24 protein-coding genes are annotated in these 21,768 nt (G+C 71.6%); 7 read left to right on the plus strand and 17 right to left on the minus strand.

Annotation, left to right across the window (positions count from 1 at the left end; translation table 11 throughout):
* Positions 1 to 71: 71 nt before the first annotated feature.
* Positions 72 to 704, minus strand: coding sequence for a class I SAM-dependent methyltransferase (locus Aut01nite_RS01585; protein WP_043524968.1), 633 nt, complete (start codon positions 702 to 704; stop codon positions 72 to 74).
* Positions 705 to 1,094: 390 nt separating this feature from the next.
* Positions 1,095 to 2,093, minus strand: coding sequence for a GlxA family transcriptional regulator (locus Aut01nite_RS01590; RefSeq protein ID WP_236642683.1), 999 nt, complete (start codon positions 2,091 to 2,093; stop codon positions 1,095 to 1,097).
* A gap of 110 nt (positions 2,094 to 2,203) precedes the next feature.
* Here Aut01nite_RS01590 and Aut01nite_RS01595 point away from each other — a divergent pair, with 110 nt between their 5' ends.
* A complete protein-coding gene (locus Aut01nite_RS01595; protein ID WP_043524850.1) occupies positions 2,204 to 2,842 on the plus strand; it encodes an isochorismatase family protein in 639 nt (212 codons plus the stop codon).
* Positions 2,843 to 3,106: 264 nt separating this feature from the next.
* Here Aut01nite_RS01595 and Aut01nite_RS01600 read toward each other — a convergent pair whose 3' ends face one another.
* The 9 genes from Aut01nite_RS01600 to kdd form a co-directional block, all read right to left on the minus strand.
* Complete coding sequence (locus Aut01nite_RS01600; protein WP_043524849.1) at positions 3,107 to 3,616, minus strand: FxsA family protein; 510 nt, start codon at positions 3,614 to 3,616, stop codon at positions 3,107 to 3,109.
* A 62-nt stretch (positions 3,617 to 3,678) separates the two neighbouring features.
* Entirely contained in the window at positions 3,679 to 4,467 is a 789-nt protein-coding gene (locus Aut01nite_RS01605) for a polyprenol monophosphomannose synthase (RefSeq protein WP_043524848.1), read from the minus strand.
* On the minus strand, positions 4,464 to 6,068 hold the full coding sequence (gene lnt / locus Aut01nite_RS01610) for an apolipoprotein N-acyltransferase (protein WP_052163664.1): 1,605 nt from the start codon (positions 6,066 to 6,068) through the stop codon (positions 4,464 to 4,466). Before lnt ends, Aut01nite_RS01605 begins: the two co-directional genes overlap by 4 nt.
* Before the next feature lie 423 nt (positions 6,069 to 6,491).
* Entirely contained in the window at positions 6,492 to 7,709 is a 1,218-nt protein-coding gene (locus Aut01nite_RS01615) for a glutamate mutase L (RefSeq protein ID WP_043524847.1), read from the minus strand.
* Positions 7,706 to 8,071 (minus strand): 3-aminobutyryl-CoA ammonia lyase, encoded by a 366-nt coding sequence (kal, locus tag Aut01nite_RS01620; RefSeq protein WP_043524846.1) that lies wholly within the window; start codon positions 8,069 to 8,071, stop codon positions 7,706 to 7,708. The genes Aut01nite_RS01615 and kal overlap by 4 nt, the downstream gene beginning before the upstream one ends.
* Complete coding sequence (gene kamE / locus Aut01nite_RS01625) at positions 8,068 to 8,799, minus strand: lysine 5,6-aminomutase subunit beta (RefSeq protein ID WP_043524845.1); 732 nt, start codon at positions 8,797 to 8,799, stop codon at positions 8,068 to 8,070. The genes kal and kamE overlap by 4 nt, the downstream gene beginning before the upstream one ends.
* Positions 8,796 to 10,337: a lysine 5,6-aminomutase subunit alpha gene (kamD, locus tag Aut01nite_RS01630; protein WP_043524844.1), complete on the minus strand. Its 1,542-nt coding sequence runs from the start codon at positions 10,335 to 10,337 to the stop codon at positions 8,796 to 8,798. Before kamD ends, kamE begins: the two co-directional genes overlap by 4 nt.
* A 14-nt stretch (positions 10,338 to 10,351) precedes the next feature.
* Positions 10,352 to 11,890 (minus strand): amidohydrolase, encoded by a 1,539-nt coding sequence (locus tag Aut01nite_RS01635; protein WP_043524843.1) that lies wholly within the window; start codon positions 11,888 to 11,890, stop codon positions 10,352 to 10,354.
* A 5-nt stretch (positions 11,891 to 11,895) separates the two neighbouring features.
* Entirely contained in the window at positions 11,896 to 12,957 is a 1,062-nt protein-coding gene (gene kdd / locus Aut01nite_RS01640; RefSeq protein ID WP_043524842.1) for an L-erythro-3,5-diaminohexanoate dehydrogenase, read from the minus strand.
* 127 nt (positions 12,958 to 13,084) lie between these two features.
* Between kdd and Aut01nite_RS01645 the strand changes: the two genes are divergently transcribed.
* Positions 13,085 to 14,440: a KamA family radical SAM protein gene (locus Aut01nite_RS01645; RefSeq protein WP_043524841.1), complete on the plus strand. Its 1,356-nt coding sequence runs from the start codon at positions 13,085 to 13,087 to the stop codon at positions 14,438 to 14,440.
* Positions 14,441 to 14,501: 61 nt separating this feature from the next.
* On the opposite strand, the gene Aut01nite_RS01650 is transcribed toward Aut01nite_RS01645, so the two are convergent.
* A complete protein-coding gene (locus Aut01nite_RS01650; RefSeq protein WP_043524840.1) occupies positions 14,502 to 14,693 on the minus strand; it encodes a CsbD family protein in 192 nt (63 codons plus the stop codon).
* Positions 14,694 to 14,860: 167 nt separating this feature from the next.
* On the opposite strand from Aut01nite_RS01650, the gene Aut01nite_RS01655 reads away from it, so the two are divergent.
* The 4 genes from Aut01nite_RS01655 (at position 14,861) to Aut01nite_RS01670 (ending at position 17,874) form a co-directional block, all read left to right on the plus strand.
* Complete coding sequence (locus tag Aut01nite_RS01655; protein ID WP_043524839.1) at positions 14,861 to 15,433, plus strand: TetR/AcrR family transcriptional regulator; 573 nt, start codon at positions 14,861 to 14,863, stop codon at positions 15,431 to 15,433.
* 82 nt (positions 15,434 to 15,515) lie between these two features.
* Entirely contained in the window at positions 15,516 to 16,721 is a 1,206-nt protein-coding gene (locus tag Aut01nite_RS01660) for a pyridoxal phosphate-dependent aminotransferase (protein ID WP_152628676.1), read from the plus strand.
* Between the two features lie 344 nt (positions 16,722 to 17,065).
* Entirely contained in the window at positions 17,066 to 17,416 is a 351-nt protein-coding gene (locus Aut01nite_RS01665; RefSeq protein WP_043524837.1) for an immunity 22 family protein, read from the plus strand.
* Positions 17,417 to 17,523: 107 nt separating this feature from the next.
* Positions 17,524 to 17,874: a VOC family protein gene (locus tag Aut01nite_RS01670; protein ID WP_043524836.1), complete on the plus strand. Its 351-nt coding sequence runs from the start codon at positions 17,524 to 17,526 to the stop codon at positions 17,872 to 17,874.
* Positions 17,875 to 17,992: 118 nt separating this feature from the next.
* On the opposite strand, the gene Aut01nite_RS01675 is transcribed toward Aut01nite_RS01670, so the two are convergent.
* Positions 17,993 to 18,325, minus strand: coding sequence for a hypothetical protein (locus tag Aut01nite_RS01675; RefSeq protein ID WP_152628675.1), 333 nt, complete (start codon positions 18,323 to 18,325; stop codon positions 17,993 to 17,995).
* A gap of 77 nt (positions 18,326 to 18,402) precedes the next feature.
* Complete coding sequence (locus Aut01nite_RS01680) at positions 18,403 to 18,858, minus strand: hypothetical protein (protein WP_236642682.1); 456 nt, start codon at positions 18,856 to 18,858, stop codon at positions 18,403 to 18,405.
* 53 nt (positions 18,859 to 18,911) lie between these two features.
* Here Aut01nite_RS01680 and Aut01nite_RS01685 point away from each other — a divergent pair, with 53 nt between their 5' ends.
* A complete protein-coding gene (locus Aut01nite_RS01685) occupies positions 18,912 to 19,802 on the plus strand; it encodes a hypothetical protein (protein ID WP_152628674.1) in 891 nt (296 codons plus the stop codon).
* A 1-nt stretch (position 19,803) separates the two neighbouring features.
* Here Aut01nite_RS01685 and Aut01nite_RS01690 read toward each other — a convergent pair whose 3' ends face one another.
* The 3 genes from Aut01nite_RS01690 to Aut01nite_RS01700 are packed head-to-tail and all read right to left on the minus strand — an operon-like array spanning position 19,804 to position 21,663.
* A complete protein-coding gene (locus tag Aut01nite_RS01690; protein ID WP_043524833.1) occupies positions 19,804 to 19,998 on the minus strand; it encodes a hypothetical protein in 195 nt (64 codons plus the stop codon).
* 9 nt (positions 19,999 to 20,007) lie between these two features.
* The gene (locus Aut01nite_RS01695) at positions 20,008 to 20,466 is read right to left on the minus strand and encodes an Lrp/AsnC family transcriptional regulator (RefSeq protein WP_043524832.1); all 459 of its coding nucleotides are present in this window, start codon (positions 20,464 to 20,466) and stop codon (positions 20,008 to 20,010) included.
* Between the two features lie 54 nt (positions 20,467 to 20,520).
* A complete protein-coding gene (locus Aut01nite_RS01700; protein WP_043524830.1) occupies positions 20,521 to 21,663 on the minus strand; it encodes an acyl-CoA dehydrogenase family protein in 1,143 nt (380 codons plus the stop codon).
* Positions 21,664 to 21,768: the final 105 nt, after the last annotated feature.

Here is a 21,768-nt window from a genome sequence, read left to right on the forward strand (position 1 = left end):
CGCACGTGTCCACGTGGCCGGCGGGGCGTTCTGAGCCGGGCGGACACGTCCGCGCCGGCAGAGGACGGCCGTCATCCCGACGGCGCTTTGCGGGCGTGGATCCTCTGCACGACGCCGGCTTTCAGCCGTTCCTGCTCGATGATGTCGAAGCCGGTCGCGCGGACCAGGGGAAGGGTGCGCTGGGTGAAGCGTTCGCCCTGCAGCGGCAGGGTGACGCGCTCGACGAGCCATTGCAGCAGGTGAAGAGCACGACTGGTGCTGGCGACGTGATCGAGCAGCAGAAGCCGGCCGCCGGGCCGCAGCACGCGGCGCATCTCGGTGAGCGCGGTGGCGCTGTCGGCGATGGCGCACAGCGAGAGGACGCAGGTGACGGTGTCGAACGACTCGTCGGGGAAGGAGAGGGCGTGCGCGTCGCCTTCGCGCAGGTCGGCGGGGCGCCCGAGGGCGGTGGCGCGGCGACGGGCGATGTCGAGCATGGCCGGGGCGAGCTCGATGCCGGTCAGCTGGATGTCCGCCGGGTAGTGGCGCAGGGTGAGGCCGGTGCCGACGGCGACTTCGAGGACTCGGCCGGTGGCGCGGGAGGCGACCCATTCGCGGCCGCCGGCGAGGAGCCGGGCTTCGACGTAGCGCATGCCCCGGTCGTAGCGGGCGGCCTGCCTGTCCCAGACCCTGCGTGATTTGGCGATCGTCGTGGGCGGTGGCATCCTGCCCCCTTCGTCGGGGTCGATGTCGTCACGGTAGCGGCGCCCGTCCACTCGCCGGACCCCTCAGCATCCCGCGGTGCCGTGAATCGCCGCCGTCCCTGACGAGGCACGGTGGGTGCGTGGGCAGGTGCGCCGGGAAGCCTGGTCGGCGATGTGATCGCCGTGCCCGTTTCCGGAAGGGCCTCGCGGCCCCCACACCGCCTCACCAGCACCGTCACCTGTTCGGCCGGGCCAACCGACGGGAGGCCGGCCGCACCGGCGACATCCTGCGCTGCACGCTGCCTGCCTGCCTCACCAGACGGTACGGTCGTCTGACCGCCCTCGGCACCCTGAACCTGGACGTCGTCCCGGATGAGGTGTTCGTGTTCCCCGACCCCAACGGCGCCGGCGCTACCGATCGCGGTGGCCGGCGGCGCTGTGCGCGGTACGGGCGTCGAAGCGCCTGCGGTACTCCGACGGCGAGGTGTCGAAGGCCGCGGCGAAGCTCTGCCGCAGGGTGACGGTGCTGCCGAAGCCGCTGGCGGCGGCGACCTGGTCGACCGGCAGGTCGGTCGACTCCAGCAGCCGGCGGGCTTCGTCGAGGCGCTGGCGCTTGACCCACACCGCGGGGGTGACCCCGGTGGAGGCTTGGAACGCCCGGATGAAGGTCCGCCGGCTCAGGTGCGCGACGTCGGCCAGCCGTTCCACCGGCAGCGGCTCGGCCAGGTGCCGCAACGCCCACTCGAGCACGACGGCGATCGGATCGTTCACCGACTGCACGGGCAGCGGCCGTTCGATGTACTGCGCCTGCCCGCCCTCGCGGTGCGGGGCCACCACGAGGCTGCGGGCGACCCGGTTGGCCGCCGCGGCGCCGAGCCGGCTGCGGACCAGATGCAGGCAGGCGTCGAGGGCCGAGGCGGTGCCGGCGGAGGTCAGCACGTCGCCGTGGTCGATGTACAGCACGGAGGAGTCCACGCTGATGTCGCGGTGCCGGGCGGTGAGCATGTCGACTCCCTGCCAGTGCGTCACCGCGGTCCGCCCGGACAGCAGTCCGGCGTCGGCCACGGCGACGGCGCCGAGGCACAGTCCGGCGATCACGGCGCCGCGGTCGTGGGCTGCTTGGAGGGTGCGCCGCAGCACAGGGCTCGCGGCGCGGCCGTCCTCGAACCAGGACGGGACGACCACGACATCGGCCTGCTCGGCCGCGGCGGGACCTCGGACGTCCCCGATGCGGTAGCCCTCGGCGGTGCGGACCGACCCGGCACGGTCGGCGAAGAGCACCGTCGTCCAGTCACCCAGTCCCTGCCGCCGGACCTCGTCGAAGACGAGCTGCGGCACGGCGAGATGGAACATCGTGACGCCGTCGAAGGCGTGGACGGCGACGCGGAGAACACCCTCAGCGGTTGGCACGAATCCATCGTAACGACGCACCTGTGCCAATGGTCCGCCCCGTCCCACGCCCGCACACTGGACAGGTCGCCACCGATGCGGCGGCACCGACATCAAGGAGCTCACCGACCATGACCACCCCACGCCGCGCCCTCATCGTCATCGACGTGCAGCAGGAGTACTTCAGCGGCCCGCTGGAGATCCGGTATCCGCCGCACGCCGACTCGCTGCCCCGGATCGCGCAAGCGATCGACGCGGCCACCGCCGCGGGCATTCCCGTCGTCGCGGTGCAGCACACGGCGGGTGAGGGCGCACCCGTGTTCGATCCCACCGGGCCCGGCTTCGAGCTGCACCCGGAGGTCGCGAGCCGCCGCACGGACGAGTGGAAGTCGGTCGTCAAGCGGTACGGCACCGTGTTCGCCGGCACCGACCTGCTGCCCTGGCTGCGGGAACGCGGCATCGACACGATCACCCTCGTCGGTTACATGACCAACAACTGCGTGCTGGCGTCCGCCGCCGAGGCCGAAACCCACGGGCTGGCCGCCGAGGTGCTCGCCGATGCCACCGGCGCCATCCACATCGCCAACGAGGCCGGCTTCGCCGACGCAAAGACGATCCACACCACGCTGATGGCCCTGCTCGACTCGAACCTCGCCGCCGTCGCCGACACCGCGACCTGGTCCGGCGCCGTCACGACGGGCCGGTCGCTGCCCAAGCCCGACCTGGGCGCCTCGGCGGTCACCGGCGCGCAGCGCGCCGGACAGGCCTGATCCTCGCCCACCCACCCGCCCGGGCACGTGCCGTCGGCAGTGGGCGGGTGCCGTCGGCAGCGGGCGGGCGCCGTCGGCAGCGGTCGGGCGCCGTCGGCAGCGGTCGGCGGCACGACCACGACACCGGCGGCCGGCCCGCTGCGGCATGTTGAAAGGCCCGAGTCCGCGCCGGCTCGGTGGCCCCGGACGCCGCGCGCATCGGCCCCGGACGCCGCGCGCATCGGCGGCGGGTGCGCGCCCCGACGGCTGACGGGGCGCCGGGGGTCAGCGGATGATCTCGCCCTCGATGGCGGCGGCCGGAGGGCGGGGCTGCTGCTCGTCGACGACCACGACGGTGACCGGGGCGTCCTGGTGGACGCGGACGCGGCGGGGGCCGAACAGGTCGCCGGTGGCGGCGCCGCCGAGGCTGCGCTCGGCGAGGCGCTCGACGCCACGGCGGGCCAGCACCCGGCCGGGCGGCAGGAGCAGCAGCAGGCCGGCGACGCCGGTGACGAAGCCGGGCAGGGCCAGCAGCAGGGCGCCGCCGAGGCCGATCAGTGAGTTGCTGACCTCGGCGCCGGGTGGCCGGCCGGCACGCGCCGCCTCCTGGAAGGCGTGCCAGCCGCGGATGCCCTCACGGCGCAGCAGGGCGATGCCGGCGATGCTGCAGAGGGCCAGCGCCAGCAGCGCGAAGCCGAAGCCGATGGCGTGCGCCACCGACACGAAGACCGCGAACTCCGCCAGGGCCAGCAGCGGGAACGCGATCGGGAGATAGGCCAGCCTGCTACGGCGCATCGCAAGATCCTCCGGGGGTGTCGCGAGCCCGTCTCACGACGGGCTCCTCCCAGCATGACACCTCACGGCCAGGAGTTGCCCTGCCGAGGTTTGCGGTTGAGCAGGCCGAGCAGGCTCTCCTTGCGGGCCTGTGCGCCCCACAGGGTGACCCTGAGCAGTTGTTCCTTGAAGATGTTGCCGCTCATCTTGCTCACGCCGATTTCGCGTTCGGTGAACGTGATCGGCACCTCGATCATCCGGAAGCCCTGTTTGTAGGACCGCCAGGTCATCTCGACCTGGAAGGAGTAGCCGGTGGAGGCGATCGTCGAGACGTCGATCTTGTCGAGGAGGGCGATGCGGTAGGCCCGGTAGCCGGCGGTCGCGTCCTTGAACGGCATGCCCAGCGCCATCCGGATGTACAGGTTGCCGCCCCGCGACAGCAGCAGCCGCCGCAGCGGCCAGTTGTGCACGCTGCCACCGGCGATGTAGCGGGTGCCGATGACCGCGTCGTGGTCGGCGAGGGCGTCGAGCAGCCGGTGCAGTTCCTCGGGGGCGTGCGAGCCGTCCGCGTCCATCTCGACGACCGCGTCGTAGCCCTTGTCCTTGGCCCACTGGAAGCCGGCCTTGTAGGCCTCGCCGAGGCCTTCCTTGCCGGCCCGGTGCATGACGAAGATCTGATCGTCGGCCTCGGCGAGCTCGTCGGCGATCGCGCCGGTGCCGTCGGGCGAGTTGTCGTCGGCGATCAGGATGTCCACGGACGGAACCGCGGTGCGGGTCCGTTCGGTGATCAGCCGGACGTTGTCCGCCTCGTTGTAGGTGGGGATGATCACGAGGACCCGTCCCACTCCCGGGTAGCCTTCCGCCTCGCTCACCGTTCCTCCGAACCCTTCACAACATCCCTGTCATTGGCCGTCCACCGGCGGCGCAGGGGCAGCACACCGATGAGGGCGACGACCGTAACAGAGACGATCACCGCCTCGGGCCCGATGCCCGAACGAGTCGCCAGCGTACGCGGTCCGCTCAGGTTCATGTCGCGCACCACCACCGCAGCCGTGTTGAACCCGGTCGAACCGTACACAGCGCCTTCGCTGTCCACGAATCCGGACACGCCCACGGTGGAGACCATGAGCGCCTCCTTGCCGTGCTCGACGGCCCGCAGCCGCACCATGGCCAGCTGCTGGCGGGCCTCGGCCTCGTCGAAGGTGGCGTTGTTGGTCTGGACGGTGAGGATCTGGGCGCCGCCGTCGACGACGTCACGGACCAGGCCGTCGTAGGCCACCTCGAAGCAGATCACGTCGCCGACGGTGACGGCGCCGGTGTCGATCACGCCGGGGGTGTTGCCGGCGAGCATGTTGGCGACCAGGTCGACCTTGTCGCTGACGTGCCGGGCGATCGAGCGCAACGGCATGTACTCGGCGAACGGCACCGGGTGGCGTTTGGCGTACTGCTGGGCCCGGTCGGGGCCGGTGCCGGGGTTCCACAGCAGGCCGACGTTGTAGTTGTTGCGCGGCACGTCGGTGCGCTGCAGGGTGCCGACCAGGATCGGCGCCTTGATCGTGTCGGCGGCCTTCTGGATCAGGTCGGCGGCGTCGTCGTTGCGCAGCGGGTCGATGTCGCTGGAGTTCTCCGGCCAGACCACCAGGGCGGGCTGCTTCTGCTTGCCGGCGGCGACGTCGGCGGCCAGTTGCAGGGTGGCGCCGACGTGGTTGTCGAGCACGGCCCGGCGCTGGGCGTTGAAGTCCAGGCCCAGGCGGGGCACGTTGCCCTGCACGATGGCGACGGTGGCGGTGGGGCCGCTCGCGGCCGTCAGCGGCAGCAGGAGCGGCCCGAACAGGATCAGCATCCCGGCGCCCGAGAGGACGGCGGACCGCCACGACGTGTCGCGGCGCCAGAGCAGGACGGCCCAGACACCACCGGCCACGGCGACGGCGAACGTGACGAGCGGGGCCCCGCCGTAGGCGGCGAGCCGCAGGGTGGGCGCGTCGCCCTGGCTGAACGCGATCCGCCCCCACGGGAACCCGCCGAACGGGGTGCGGTCGCGCAGGAACTCGCTCGTGGTCCAGATCAGGCCGGTGAGCAGCGGCCACAGCGCCGGCCAGCGGTCGGCCAGCGGGGACAGCCACGCGCCGGCCAGCCCGGCCAGACCGATGTACAGCGACTGCAGCAGCGACAGCATCACCCAGGGCAGCCAGTCGCCGGCGATGGTGGTCCAGTGCAGCAGCGGGAAGAAGTACACCACCCCGGCGAGGACACCGAGCCCGAAACCGGCGCGCAGCCGGCGCCGGCGCACCGCGACGGCCAGCAGGGCGATCCCGATCGGTGACAGCACCCACAGGTCGTACGGCGGCTGGGCCAGCAGCAGCGCCAGGCCGGCGGCGACGGCGAACGCCACGGCGAGCGGCAGCCGCAGCGGGCGGTCCGCCGAGGCGGGGCCGGCGGCTGGTTCGGCCAGCTCCGGCGGGGGCAGTGTCATTTCCACGCGTGGCAGGCTACCCCCCTGCGAGCTGCGACGACGGAGGGGCGCGGTCACGGTTCGACCACGCCCCTCCGGGTGCTCCTGCCGGTTCCGCAGCCGGTGAGATCCGGTGACCTGGCTGTGACCTTCGGACCGACCCGCCGCGCGCCGGATGCCCGCGCCGTGCCGTTGTCTACTGGCCAAAGCCCCGATCCCCGGAGGGGACACCTGAACGCGGCCCGGTCCGCACCGCCCCGCGCGCCCTCACCCCCTGGACCTGGCTGCACGCGCGACCCCCGCGAGGGCTGCGGCCAGTGGGTGAGAGAGCGAAGCGGATCATGACCGCTCGCCGTGGAACTGGACCTAAGGACGGTACGTCCCGCCCCCGCGGTCCTGTCAACCGTCTCCCCCGCGTTCCGGCGTGTCGTATCCATGGGCGTGTCATCTCCTGTACCGGATCGAGTTACCCAGAAGACGCCCGGCGACACCGGGGTGATCGGCGGCGAGGAGACCGACGGCCGCCAATACATAGTGCTCGTCCACCACGGCACGGGCGTTCTCCGGCGGCGCCCAACCGCCCCCGACGTCGGTCAGGACGGCATCGAGGACCGGCTTTGCGCCGCCGTGCCGCAGCACCCCACCGGAACCGACGACGAGGCGTGCGTCACGCAGCCCCGGCCGGCCCCGCGCATGCCGCCGCAGAGCCACCACGGCGGCCGCCGCGGCCAGTTCCCGGTCCCCGGCCGGGGTGGGCAGCCGCTCGGCCGCCGCGGCGGCTCTGGTGCCGTCGGCACCGACGGCGACCCCGAGATCGCCTTCGACGGTACGGGCCCGCCACAGGGTGCCCGCCACGTCGCGGCGCGGCCCGGTCTCGGCCTCGGCGTCCGGGACGAGCGCCGAGTACACGTCGGTGGTGGCGCCGCCCACATCGACGACGAGGATGCCGAAACCGGTCAGATCGGCCAGCAGTTCCACCCCGGCGAGCACCGCGTCGGGGGTGGCGGCGCGCACCAGCGAGGCGAACCGGCGACCCCGGGAGAGACGTTTGCCACCGATCACGTGCCGCAGGAACACCTCCCGGATGGCGGCGCGGGCCGGGAGCGGGTCGAGGACGCCGATCTTCGGCAGCACGTTGGCGCACGCGGTCACCGGGACACCGCGGCCGGTCAGGATCGCGAGCGCGTCCGCCCGTACCTCCGCGTTGCCGGCCAGGACCACCGGCAACCGGATGCGGGCCGCGGCGAGTCGCCGCGCGTTGTGCAGCAGGATCTCGCCGTCGCCGCCGTCGGTGCCGCCGACCAGCAGCAGCACGTCCGGGCGGGCGGCCCGCAGCCGGGTGAGATCGGGACCGGTCATCGGGCCGGCGGTGACGTGCACCACCTGCGCGCCCGCGGACAGGCCGACCCGGTGCCCGGCCTCGGCGGTGACGAGCGTCTCGTACCCGATGACGGCCAGCCGCAGCCCGCCGCCCGCCGACGAGCAGACGTAGAGCTCGTCACCGCCGCCCACGGCGGCCACCGCCGCGTCCAGACCCGCCAGGACATCGGAGGACGAGGTGGTCGGCACCTCCGCTCGGCCGACCGGTTCCGCGCCGTCCAGATCGATCTTGATGCTTTTGGTGTACGTGGACCCGACGTCCACACACACGACGGCCGTCATGGCTTCGCGGGCACGACGACCGTCCCGACGGCGGTGGTGGCCACGATCGGCTCCGGCAGCACCTCGGCGGCCGAGCCGCCCGTCCCGCGGCAGACCACCCGTACCTCGAAGGCGATCTTCCGCGACCGGGTGCCCGTCTTCGTCACCGTCCCGGAGATCTCCAGGACGTCCCCGGCCCGCACCGGCGCCTTGAACTGCACGTCGTCGTAGGACGCGAACAGCCCCTCGTCGCCGTCGAGCCGAATGCAGATCTCGGTGGCCACGTCGCCGAACAGACCCAGCGAGTAGGCCCCGTCGACCAGGTTGCCGGCGTAGTGGGCGTGCGCGTACGGCACATACCGGCGATGCGTCACAGTGATCATTTCGAGCCTCCGACGAGAGCGTGCACGAGATAGGAGGCGACCTCCCGGGGAGTGGTGCCACGGCTGAAGATCCGGTCGACGCCCAGGTCGGCGGCCATCAGCTCGTCGAAGCGGGGCCCGCCGACGATCAGCAGCGGCCGTTTCCCGGCCGGCAGCGCCTCCCGGAACGCCGCCGACATGGCCCGCGTGTTGTGCAGGTGCGCGTCGCGCTGGGTGACCACCTGGGAGACCAGCACCGCGTCGGCCTTGCGTTCCCGGGCGGTCTCCACCAGGTCCGGCACCGACACCTGGGCGCCCATGTTGGTGACCGCCAGCTCCGGGTAGGACTCCAGGCCCTTCTCCCCCGCGATGCCCTTGAGGTTGAGGATGGCGTCGATGCCGACGGTGTGCGCGTCGGTGCCGATGCACGCGCCGACGACGCTGAGCCGCCGCCGCAGCCCCCGTTTCACCGCCGCGTTCACCTCCTTCGCGCTCAGCAGCGGGAAGTCGCGTTCGACGACCTGCACCTGGTCGGTGTCGACGAGGTGGGTGACCTTGCCGTAGACGACGAAGAAGGTGTAGCCGTCGCCCATCTGCTTGGCGTGCACCAGCATCGCCGGGTCCATGCCCATCCGGTTCGCCAGTTGCAGGGCGGCGCCCTCGGCGCGTTTGTCGTGCGGGATCGGCAGGGTGAAGGAGAGCTGCACCATCCCGTCGCCGGTGGTGTCGCCGTACGGGCGGATGATCACAGCTCCTCCGATACCGGGTTGTAGTAGTCCGCGCCGGTCGCGACGACCCCGTCGAGCCCCTTGCCCCGGTCGGCGGGCCGTTTCATGATCCCGAAGGTGCCGTCCGCGATGGCGTTCAGCAGGCCGTCGTCGACGATGCGTTCCAGCAGGCCGATGGCCTCGGACAGGACCTGGTCGGCCCGGCCCCGGATGAACGGGCCGGGGGTGAAGTCCTCGTGCAGGTTCCCGGCGCCGTTGAGGACGTAGCGGACGTTCTGCAGAGCGATGTCCCGGTCGGACAGCCACGGGGTCACCACCGCCTCGGTCATCATGCCGACGAGCAGGATGCCCTGACCGGTCAGCGCCCCGGCCAGGTTGAAGAACCCGTCGAGCAGGTTGCCGCGGAACACGTCACCGGTCATGTGCTTGGTCGGCGGCATCCACTTCAGCGGCGCCTCCGGGAACAGCTCCCGCGCCAGCAGCGCGTGCGCCAACTCGAGACGGAACGAGTCCGGCAGATCCGGGTTGATCTCGAAGGCGTGGCCGAGGCCGAGCTGCCAGTCCGCCAGGCCCGCCTCGTGCGCGAAGAACTCGTTGAGCAACTGCGACACCGTCACCGTGTGCGCGGCGTCGACAGCGTCGGCGGTGGTCAGGTAGTTGTCCTCGCCGGTGTTGATGACGATCCCGGCGCGGGCGTGGATCTGCCGGGAGAACCGCTGGTCGACGAAGGTGCGGATCGGGTTGATGTCCCGGAACAGGATCCCGTACATCGAGTCGTTGAGCATCATGTCGAGGCGTTCCAGCCCGGCCAGGGTGGCGATCTCCGGCATGCACAGCCCGGACGCGTAGTTGGTGAGCCGCACGTACCGCCCCACCTCCTTGGACGTCTCGTCCAGGGCGGCCCGCATCAGCCGGAAGTTCTCCTGCGTGGCGTAGGTGCCGGCGAAACCCTCCCGGGTCGCGCCCTCCGGCACGTAGTCCAGCAGCGACTGCCCGGTGGACCGGATCACCGCGATCACGTCCGCCCCGGCCCGGGCGGCGGCCTGCGCCTGTGGGATGTCCTCGTGGATGTCGCCGGTCGCGACGATCAGGTAGATCCACGGGCGCTGCCGCGGATCCCCGTACCGCTTGATCATCCGATCTCGTTCGGCCCGCCGCCGGTCCACCGTCCTCAGCCCGGCGGCGGTGGCACGCTTGGCGAGCCGCCGCGCCGTCGTCGCGGCCTTCCCCGACGGCAGGGAGAACCGCACCGACCCGGCCGCCGCCTTCTGCGCCAGCACCGTCACGTCCTCGACACCGGATCCGGCGAGCGCGTGGAACACCGGCACCGCCACCCCGTGCTCGAGACCGACGTCGGCACGGACCGCGTCGACGAGGCGGTTCACCCACGGGATGCCGTCCGGGTCGGCGCCGCGCACTCCCGCCAGCCGCAGCACGGCCCGCTCCACGCTGACCGTGGTGTGCGACCGCGCCAGGTCGACGACCGGCTGCCCGGCCCGCGCGGCCAACTCCCGTGCCCGCGCGACCACGGCCGCGTCCAGATCCAGCTTCCCCGCCACGTCGATGCTCTCCTCTATTCCTCGAAAATCGTCTCGCCGTGCAGCACCGTGCGCCGGCACACCGGCCGCGCCGGAACAGCGCCGTCCACGTCCGGCAGCAGCGCCGGCAGCCCCTCGGCCAGGCCGCCCGGGGTCTCCCAGACGGCGAACGTCGCCGACGCGCCCGGCTTGAGCACGCCCGCCCCGCCGACCCCGGCCGCGCGCCAGCCGCCGCGGCTGCTCGCCGCGAACGCCGACCGCACCGTCATCCGGAACCGCGGGTTGCGCGGGGCCGCCGCCGCCACCACGACCGCCCACGGGTCCAGCGCCGTCACCGGCGAATCCGACCCGAACGCCAGCGCCACCCCGGTCGCGTGCATCGCCCCGATCGGGTTGCTGGCCAGCGCCCGGTCCACGCCGAGACGCTGCGCGTACATCCGGTCGGCGCCGCCCCACAGCGCGTCGAACACCGGCTGCACCGAGGCGATCACCCCGAACTCCACCATCCGGGCGATCATCGCCTTGTCGATCAGCTCGACGTGCTCGATGCGGTGGTTGCCGGACCGCAGCCGGTCCACGCCGACACTCCTCGCGGCGATCGCGAAACCCTCGAGGACGGTCTCGATGGCCGCGTCGCCGATCGCGTGGAAGCCGCCCTGGAACCCGACCCGGACGCAGTCGAGCAGGTGTTCGGCGGCCTGGTCGGCGGTCAGGAACGCCTCACCGCAGCCGTGGTCGCCGTCGAGGTACGCCTGCCGCACCGATGCCGTCCGCGACCCGAGCGCGCCGTCGGCGTACAGGTCACCGGCCGCCCCGTGCGCGCCCAGCTCCCGGGCCCGCTCCGCGCCGCCCAGCTCACCCCAGTACCCGAACACCTGCGGCAGGCCCTGACCGGACAGCGCCAGCACCGACTGGAAATCGGCCTCGCTGGACGTGCCCGGCCCGCCGCACTCGTGCACCGCGGCGATGCCCATCGACGCGGCCCGCGCCAGGGCGGTCCGCTGCGCCGCGGTCCGCTGCGCGGGCGTCAGCGCGCCGAGCGCGATCGCCCGGACCGCGTGGTGGGCCTCCTCGCGCACCCAGCCGGACGCGTCGTACCCGGCCACCCCCGCCGCGGCCGGCAGCAGCGACGACGACGCCAGCGCCGAGTGCACCGAGGCCTGCGACAGGTACACCCGGCGGCCGCCGCCGGCACGTTCCAGCTCGGCCGCGGTCGGCGGCGTCTGGTCCGCCCACGTCGACTCGTCCCAGCCGTGCCCGTGCACCACCCCGTCGGCCGGCCGGGTCGCCGCGAACGCCGCCACCCTCTCCAGGAGCTCGCCCGGGGACCGCACCGCCGACAGGTCCAGCCCGTCGAACGCCAGGCCGGTGTCGGTGGCGTGCACGTGCGCGTCCACGAACGCGGGCGTGACCAGCGCGCCGTCCAGGTCGACGGTGACGTCGGCGAACGGCGCGTCGGCGGAGTCGCCCAGCCAGGCGATCGTGTCGCCGCTGGTGACCATGGCGGTGGCGCGCGGTTCCGCGGCCGAGTAGAAGCGGCCGTTCACGTAACGGACGGAGGGAGTGTTCGTCATGCGGCTCAGTCTGCCGCCAGCCGCGCCTCGAACAACGCCCGCACCGCGGGAACCCGCCGCAGCAGGTCCACCGCGAAATCGGCGTGCCCGGGCACGAAACCGTTGCCGACCAGCATCGTCACGTCCGCCGCGAGTCCCTCGGCGCCGAGCGCGGCGGCGGAGAAGCTGGTCGCCATCGAGAAGAAGATCACGGTGCCGCCCTCGGCCGTGGCCAGGATCGCCCCATGCTCGCAGCCCGGCACGTCCACGCAGACGACCGTGACGTCCGCGGGCTCGCCGACGGCCTCGCTGACGGCGACCGGGTCCCGTGCGTCGGCGATCGCGATGCGGTCGGCGAGACCGGTCCCCCGCAGCGCGTCGCGCTCGGCCTCGTCGAGGACCACCGCGGTGGTACGGGCGCCGGCGCGCTTGGCCGCCGCCAGGGTGAGCGACCCGCTCTTGCCCGCCCCGCCGAGCACCGCCACGCTGACCGCCCGCCCGGGCTCCTCGCCCTCGACGCCGGCCTGCCCCCGCCACCGGTCGTGCCCGCGGATCACCCGGTCGGTCAGCGCCGGCGCCCCGCACACGTCGTAGACGGCCAGGGCCAGCTCCGGCGGCAGATCGTCGGGCAGCACCCCGGCCACCGACCGGCCGAACAGGATCGCCGTCCCCGCGGCCGGCACCTGCTCGCTCAGCCCGTCCCAGCCTTCGAGGCCGTCGGTGATCCGCAACGGTGTCAGCGTCAGCGACACCAGCGTGGCCACCCGGTCCCCCGGCTTGAGCGGCAGCGGCGACTCCGGCCCGACCTCGTCGACCACCCCGATCAGCATCCCGCCCGACCCGGTGACCGGATTGTGCATCTTCCCGCGCGTCGCGACGATGTCGAGGACCTCGGCCCGGATCGCCGCGCCGTCACCGCCGTGCTTCTCCGACAGCTGCCGGTAACTGGCCGCGTCGAGGTTGAGCCGCCGCACCCGGATCCGCACCTCGTCCGGCCCGATCTCCGGGGAGGCGTCGAGCCGCCACGCGGCCTGCGGCAGCACCCCGGCCGGCTCGAGCACCCGCCGTAAACCCGTCGACCCCGACATCCCCGACCTCCACCCCATAAAACAATCGTGAACAAGCGCCGTCTCACCGTAAATCCTCCGGCTTCACGCTTTCTAGACCGGAGAATATCCAGTACGTTGATCGGCAGTCCAGAGTCAGGAGGATCCGGTGGCAGAGACGGCAGCGGGACAGCCCTACGAATACCGGCGGCGTGAGCTGGTCGAGCCGGACTGGACCCGATTCCCCGGCTGGCGCGACGTCACCGCCGCCCAGTGGCAGTCCGCCCAGTGGCAGCGGGTCAACTGCGTCAAGAACGTCAAGCAGCTCCGCGCCGTCCTCGGTGACCTGGTCGACGACACCTTCTACGCCGACCTGGAGGCCGACCAGCAGCGCCTGGCAACCATGTCGATGCTGATCCCGCCGCAGATGCTCAACACCATGGTCCCGGACGCCGCGCCCGACACCGCGTCGTTCACCGCCGACCCGATCCGCAACTACATGCTGCCGATCGCCTCCGACCGGCGCCGGGACTGGCCGTCGCACCCGCACTCGGCGCGCGACTCACTGCACGAGCACGACATGTGGGTCGCCGAGGGACTCACCCACCGCTACCCCACCAAGGTGCTCGCCGAGCTGCTGTCCACCTGCCCGCAGTACTGCGGCCACTGCACCCGGATGGACCTGGTCGGCAACAGCACCCCGGCGGTCGCCAAGCTCAAACTCGTGCAGAAACCCGCCGACCGGTACGAGGCCCACCTCACCTACCTCAAGGCCCACCCGGGGGTCCGGGACGTGGTCGTCTCCGGCGGCGACGTGGCGAACGTGCCGTGGAGACAGCTCGAGGCGTACCTGATGGGCCTGCTGTCGGTGCCGACCGTGCGCGACATCCGGCTCGCCACCAAGGCGCTGATGGGCCTGCCGCAGCACTGGCTGCAGGACGACGTGGTCGAAGGCATGCACCGGGTCGCCGTCACCGCCGAACGGCGCGGCGTCAACCTGGCCGTGCACACCCACGTCAACCACGTGAACTCGCTGACGCCGATGGTCGCGCGCGCGGTGCGCACCCTCCTGGAGGTGGGTGTCCGGGACGTCCGCAACCAGGGCGTGCTGATGCGCGGGGTCAACGCCACCGCCGACGACCTGCTCGATCTCTGCTTCGCGCTGCAGGGCGAGGCGGGCATCCTGCCCTACTACTTCTACATGTGCGACATGATCCCGAACGCGGAGCACTGGCGCGTCCCGGTCTGGCACGCCCAGCAGCTGCAGCACGACCTGATGGGCTACCTGCCGGGGTACGCGACCCCGCGCATCGTCTGCGACGTGCCGTTCGTCGGGAAACGGTGGGTGCACATGATCGCCGATTACGACCGGGAGCACGGCATCTCGTACTGGACCAAGAATTACCGCACGTCCCTGGAGGCGGGTGACAGCGAGGCCCTGACCAAGCTGTACGCCTACTACGACCCGATCGACACCCTGCCCGAGTCGGGTCAGGCCTGGTGGCGTAAACAGCAGGCGGCATAGCAGGAGGGCGGGCACCCGGGGGTGGTGCCCGCCCTCACGTCCACTCCGGTCGGACTCAGGCTCAGCTCAGGGCGTTCTTGACGTCCCGGCCGGCGTCCTTGACGTGCTCGCCCGCCTGCTTGGCGTGCGCCGACGCCTCCTGGGCCTGGCCCTCGGCGAACAGCCGCTCGTTGTCGGTCGCCTCGCCGACGCCCTGCTTCGTCTTGCCGGCGATCTCCTCGGCCTTGTTCTTGACCTTGTCGGTGAAGCTCATGGGTCAGACCTCCTCGGCCGGTGTCGTCATCTTCTTCTCGATCAGGTGTTTCCCGGCCGGGCCCGCCGCGAAACGTCACACCCGCTACAGCGTCCTAGGACAATGCTGGTTCCGCCCCGGCGTCCCCACCGTCCGTCCCGCCCCTCCTGCGTGACAGCATCGACGGCATGCCCAAGAAGGTCGACCGGTTGCAGCGCCGCACCCTGATCGCCGACGCGCTGATGCGGGTCGCCGCCGAACAGGGCCTGGAAGCGGTCAGCCTGCGGCACGTGGCCGCCGAGGCGGGCGTGTCCGCCGGGATGGTGCAGCACTACTTCCGCACCAAGGACGAGATGATGACGTTCGCGATGGACGTGGTGCGCGAACGCAACCAGGAGCGGGTCACCGCCGCCATCACCGGACTGGGCGACCGGCCGGCGCCCCGGGATCTGCTGCACACCCTGATCAGCACACTGCTGCCGCTGTCCGAGGACACCCGCGCCGACGCGAAGGTGGCGATGGCGTTCCTGGCGTACACGGCCGTGCGGCCGGCGGCGTCGGCGGCGCTGCGGGACGAGACGGCGCAGATGGTCGACTTCATCGCCGGCCTGTTGCCCGTACCGGGGAAAGAGGTCGAAGCCCGCGGCCTGCTCGCCCTCATGGAGGGCCTCGGGGTCTATCTGCTCGGCGGGCAGTACACCGCCGGTGAGGCCCGTGCGGCTCTGGACGCGCAACTCGACCGGATCTTCGGCAAGCCATGAACCGGCGATTGGCCGTCGCCCGGCCGATCGCCGATGTGTCAGGCTGCCAGGACGACGACGTCAATCGTGGGAGAGTGTGCTGGTGAAGCAGGCGCAGCGGCTGAAAGCTGTCCGGTACGACATCCGTGGGCCGGTCCTGCGGCGGGCACAGGAGCTGGAGGCGGCAGGCCACCAGATCATCAAGCTCAACATCGGCAACCCGGCGCCGTGGGGCCTGGCCACCCCCGACCCGATCATCAACGACGTGGTGCACAACCTGGCGTCGGCGCAGGGGTACAGCGACGCGCGCGGCATCTACTCGGCGCGGGTCGCGGTCGCCCAGAAATATCAGAACCAGGGCGCCACCGGCGTGCAGCCCGAGGACGTGATGCTCGGCAACGGCGTCTCCGAGCTGATCGTGATGACGCTGCAGGCGCTGCTGGACACCGGCGACGAGGTGCTGGTGCCGAGCCCCGACTACCCGTTGTGGACCGGCGCGGTGTCGCTGTGCGGCGGCCGGGCCGTGCACTACCGCTGCGACGAGTCGGCCGGCTGGCAGCCCGACCTGGAGCATCTGGCGTCCCGGATCACCCCGAACACCCGGGCCATGGTGATCATCAACCCGAACAACCCGACCGGCGCCGTGTACTCGCGGGAGGTCCTGGAGGGCATGCTCGACCTGGCTCGCCGGCACGGGCTGCTGGTGCTCACCGACGAGATCTACGACCGGATCGTGTTCGACGGGGCGGTGCACCACTCCGCCGCCGCGCTCGCCCCGGACGTGCCGATGATCAGCATGGGCGGCCTGTCGAAGACGCACCGGGCCGCCGGGTTCCGTTCCGGCTGGCTCGCGGTCACCGGGTTCACCGGCCGGGACACCGACTACCTGGAAGGGTTGCAGCTGCTCGCGAACATGCGGCTGTGCCCGAACGTGCCGGCCCAGCTCGCCATCCAGACCGCGCTCGGCGGCTACCAGAGCATCGACGCGCTGGTCCGGCCCGGCGGGCGCCTCCACGAGCAGCGTGAGCACGCGTGGCGGTCGCTGACCGCGATCCCCGGCGTGGAGTGCGTCAAACCGGAGGGTGCGCTGTACCTGTTCGCCCGCCTGGACCCGGCCGTCCACAAGATCCGCGACGACGAGCGGATGATCATCGACCTGCTGGAGCAGCAGCACCTGCTGCTGTCGCACGGCACCGGTTTCAACATCGACACACCGGACCACTTCCGGGTGGTGTTCCTGGCACCGGTCGACGTCCTCGACGACGCCGTCGGCCGCCTCGGCACGTTCCTCGCCACGTACCGGCAGTAGTCCCGCGCCGCCTTCCCGGCGTAGCCACGTACCGCCGGTGGGGCGGCTTCTCCTGCCCGGCGCCGCCACCTCGCCGCGATGACCCGGTCACCGCCGGGCAGGACCGGTCCGGCCTCCACCGGGATCCGCTGTCGTGCCCGGCCGGTACCGGACTCGGCGCCGGTTCCTCGCGGCACGCCCCTCCGCCTGAACCGGGAAAGACACATCCGGACCCGCTCCTGTCCCCCGCTACCATCCGGCGGAACACGGCGGAGATCGAACGGCGACGAACTCGTCTGGCCGCGGACCAGGCGCCCGAGCGCCGGATCAGGACGCTGCCGAACAGCGAGATCTAGGATCGCAACATGGCGATCGTTCATGTCTTCGTCTCGACCGGCCGGTTCCCGTCGGAGAAGGAACTGCGAACCTTCGTCGAGCCGACGTACACCGCCGAGGGCGATGCGGTGCCGTCGCGATTCATCGAGGAGATCGGCCTCCACGAGTACGAGCCGTCCACCATCGAGACGACCCACGCCGGCAAGGCGATGCCCGTTCGGCAGTTGCTGCGCGACGCGTCGTGGGCCGAGCAATGGCTTCCCGATCTCGACCCGGGACGGTGGGCGGACAGCGCCGTCTGCGTCTTCCCGCCGAACGTGATCGCCACACCGCGCGATTCCTCACTGGAGTACTGCGGCGCCTTCACCTACCGGCCGTAGCCGCACCGAAGCAGGCCACGACACCCGCCCGGCACAACCGGACGGCGGCATGACGGTGCGTTGCACTTCGGACCGCCGTGGGCGCCGGTCAGGGATACGATCCGCGCGTGACAGTCAATCGCGTGGTGCCCGACCTCAAGACTCGGTCGATGAAGGATGCCGTCGCCTTCTACACCCGTGTCCTCGGCCTGCGGGTGGTGATGGATCATGGCTGGATCGTGACGCTCGCCGATCCGCAGCGGCCCGAGGTGCAGTTGAGCATCATGACGCATGACGCGACGGCGCCGGTCGTCCCCGTCGCCTCGGTCCAGGTCGACGACGTCGATGCCAGCTACCAAGCCGCCCGTGCCGCCGGGGCCGAGATCGTGCACGAACTGACCGATGAACCATGGGGTGTCCGGCGATTCTTCGTCAAGGACCCGGATGGTCATGTGGTCAATGTATTGGCCCATGAATAGCGCTTCCGTCAATCCGGACGCGGTTACCGCCGGGCTATTGTCGCCAGTGGACGTTGCGCGCCGGCGATTCCGGCCTCCTTCCGGGCAGGGCGGCAAGGATTCGTGCATGCGCGACCGGTCACTGATCGGGCGCACCGGGAGTCGGACCGTTGTGGCCCTCGATGCACTGCCAGCCGTCGGCCAGAGTGCCCGACCGAAGGACGCGTGCGCCGGACCCGCTCAGGGTGACCAGGGCCGTGTGGCCGCCGGAGAGCTCGTCGACCGTTCTCTGGTAGTGGATGATGCGGGTCAGCTCCAGGTCGATCAGGTGCTCCGCGCCGTCGACTCGGTGGAATCTGGCACCGCGGAAGACCGTGCCGCCGAGGTTGCGCACGGTCACGGTCGCTTCCGCCCACTGGGAGTTCCGAACCTCGTTGATCTGCAGTTCCACAGGATTCCGATCGACGCTCACCTGCCGATGGTCGCCGATGCCGTCTACGAGATCAATCCGGCGGGACGGATCGGCCGGCCCGGGGTGATGGGTGGCGGCTACCTCGCGTGGGGAGTGGCAGCGGCTTCCCGGACCGCGTCGTCGTACTGGGTGCGGTGGAAGAGGAACGGGCCGAAGTCGCCGTAGTCGCGGGTGGGGCGGAACGGCTGGGTGAAGTGGCGCCAGATCACCAGATCACCCTTCGTGAGCACCTGCGCCTCCAGCGGCCAGCAGCCGACCTCGCCGCAGTCGCAGCCCAGGAGAGCGATCACGCCCTGCCGGTCCCGGTAGGCGGTCTCGGGCCGCCCGGTGAGGTAGCCGGTCAGGTCGGCGGCGTCGAAGTCATCGAGCACCAGCCCGGCGTACGCTCCGGGAACGTCGAAGCCGGACGCGCGCTCGTAGCCCGCGACCAGGTCGACCAGGCTGACGCCGTCGACGGTGGGAAGCAGTTCCCGGGCGGTGGACCACGGACGGACCTCGAAACGGACACGGCGGACGGGCGGGACGGCAGGCATCCGGTCAGGGTGCGCCCGGCGGGCCACTTGAGCAAGGTCATTATGTTGGGACGGTGACAACCTCGAGAATGCTCGCCGTCGCGCTCGCCGCCGTGCTCGGTGTGGCCGGGTGCGCGAAACCCGGAGCCGCTCCGTCGACGGGTCGGACCACGCCGTCCGGTGACGCCCGGGCGGCGCTGCTGAAGTCGGCGGAGGCGCTGAAGACGGGCAGTTACTCGTTCAGCCGGACCGGGGCCTACCTGTCGCAGGATGTGCAGCGGGGTGACGTCCACCTGCCGGACGGGGTGCTGCTGGAGCATGAGCAGCGAGCGGCGATGCGGGTCGGCGACGTCGTCTACCTGCGGTACCTGTTGCACGGCAGCGCCGAGATGCGCGATCAGTACATGAAGTTGTACAAGCAGCACGGCGCCACGGCGGCCCAACTGAAGGACATCGAGAAGATCTACGCGCTGCTGGACGGCAAACGGTGGGTGCGCGCCGACGCGAAGGAACTGGTGGCGGCGGCGGCGATCGACGAGCAGAGCGGCCTGGACTACATGGCCCCGCTGCCGAAGCCCGGGGAGTACGACGTTCCGGGCGCGGGCGGGCTGGTCACCGCGGTGACGACCGCCGCGCGGGCCGGGGACACGATCACCGGGACGCTCGACGCGACGAAGGTGGACCCGGATCTGAACCTGCTGTTCAGCGACCCCACCCATCTGTACGGTCCGGCGGCGAAGACCATGTCGTACCAGGCGGTGCTGGACGGTCAGGGGCGGCTCACCGAGTTCACCGTCACGATGCCCGGCCAGCTCGCCTCCGAACCGGCCGGCGGTCACGAGCCGGAGCCGCCGCTGGTCATCAAGATCTCGGGGTACGGGGAGACGGCCGCGCCCACGGCCCCGAAGGACGCGCCGGTCCTGCCGCCGTCGGCGTACGAGATGCTGTCCAGGGACGTCGACTGAGTCAGCCGAACAGGACGACCGACTCGTCGAGCCGGCCCCGGGTCCAGGCGAGCCGCAGCCGGATCCGGTAGGCGACGTTGAACCAGCCGTGCCCGAGCTCCTCGGCGGAGTCCAGCGTCTCGCCGGGGCCGTAGGCGCGCTCGATCATGGCCCGCAGCGTGCCGGGCGCCTGCCGGTTCTTGGTGAGGCTCTCCACGGCCGCGGGTCAGCCGGCGGGCGGGGCGGCGATCCGGGGAGGGCGGTTCTCGTACGGCGTGGACAGCACCACCGTCGTGCGGGTGGTGACGTTCGCGGCCGTCCGGATGTCCTGCAGGAGCCGTTCGAGATCGGCGGGGCTCTTCACCCGTACCAGAAGAAGGTAGAAGTCCTCCCCGGCGACCGAATAGCAGGAGTCGATCTCGGCGAGGTGCGCCAGCCGGTCCGGGGCGTCGTCGGGCTGCGACGGGTCGAACGGGCGGATCGCCACGAACGCCGTCAACGGCAGGTCCAGGGCCTCGTACGAGACCCTGGCCGTGTAGCCGTTGATGACGCCGCGCTGTTCGAGGCGGCGGACCCGCTGGTGCACGGCGGAGACGCTGAGGCCCACCCGCTCGGCCAGGTCGGTGTACGACAACCGTCCGTCCGCGGTCAGGGCCGACACGATCGCCTGGTCGATCTCTTCCACACTCGTGACATTACTGCTCGTTCAGTCACCGGCGGGGATCGCCCACCGCGCGTCTCAGCCGGCGGTCATCGAACGGGCGATCACCAGCCGCTGGATCTGGTTGGTGCCCTCGACGATCTGCAGCACCTTCGCCTCCCGGAACCAGCGCTCCACCGGATGGTCGGCGGAGTAGCCGTACCCACCGAGGATCTGCACCGCGTCGGTGGTGACCTTCATGGCGACGTCGGTGGCGAACAGTTTCGCCTTCGCCGCCTCGATCGAGAACGGGCGGCCGGCATCCTTCGACCGGGCCGCGGCGAGCAGCAGCGCGCGGGCCGCGGAGACCTGGGTGGCCATGTCGGCGAGCATGAACCCGAGGCCCTGGAACTCCGCGATCGGCCGGCCGAACTGCTCACGCTCCTTGGCGTAACCGGTGGCGTAGTCGACGGCGGCCTGGGCCAGGCCGACCGCGCACGCGGCGATGCCGAGACGGCCCGAATCCAGGGCGCTCATGGCGATGGCGAAACCCTGGTTCTCGGTGCCGACCAGGCGGTCCCGCGGGATGCGGGCGTCCTCCAGGACGATCTGGGCCGGAGCGGACGAGCGCAGGCCCATCAGCCGCTCCGGGGCCTGCGGCAGGAGGCCGGGGGTGGCGGCGTCGGCGAGGAGACAGGAGATGCCCCGGGCGCCGGGCTCACCCGTACGGCAGAAGAGGTTGTAGAAATCGGCCCGCCCACCGTGCGTGATCCAGGCTTTGGTGCCGTTGACGACGAAGTCGTCGCCGTCGGCGACCGCGCGGGTGGCGAGGGAGGCGGCGTCGCTTCCGCCCTGCGGTTCGGAGAGGGCGTACGCCCCGAGCAGCTCGCCGCCGAGCATCTCCGGCAGCATCTTGCGCTGCTCGGGCGTGCCGTAATAAGCCACCGGGAAACAGGAGAGGGTGTGCACGCTGACCGCCTCGGCGATGCCCAGCCAGGTGCCCGCCAGGATCTCCAAAACCTGGAGATAGACCTCGTACGGCTGGCCGGCGCCACCGTCGGCCTCGGGGTAGGGCAGGCCGAGCAGCCCGGAACGGCCCAGCGTGCGGAGGATCTCGCGGGGGAACTCGCCCCGCGCCTCGAAGTCGTCGACCTTGCCGGCGAGCTCTCGGGTGGCGAGCTCGGTGGTGAGGTCGAGCAGGTCGTGTGCCTCCGGGGTGGGAAGCAGTCGGTCCACGGTCATGGGAGTCAGCTTAACGAGCGTTCAAGAAAGATCCCATGGTGTGACCCGTACCCTCGCGACTTCCGCCCTGTGGGGCACGAGGCGGTTGCGCCGGTCCGGCATACT

Origin of the sequence: Actinoplanes utahensis, assembly GCF_016862455.1 — a bacterium.
GTDB classification, from domain to species: Bacteria; Actinomycetota; Actinomycetes; order Mycobacteriales; family Micromonosporaceae; genus Actinoplanes; species Actinoplanes utahensis.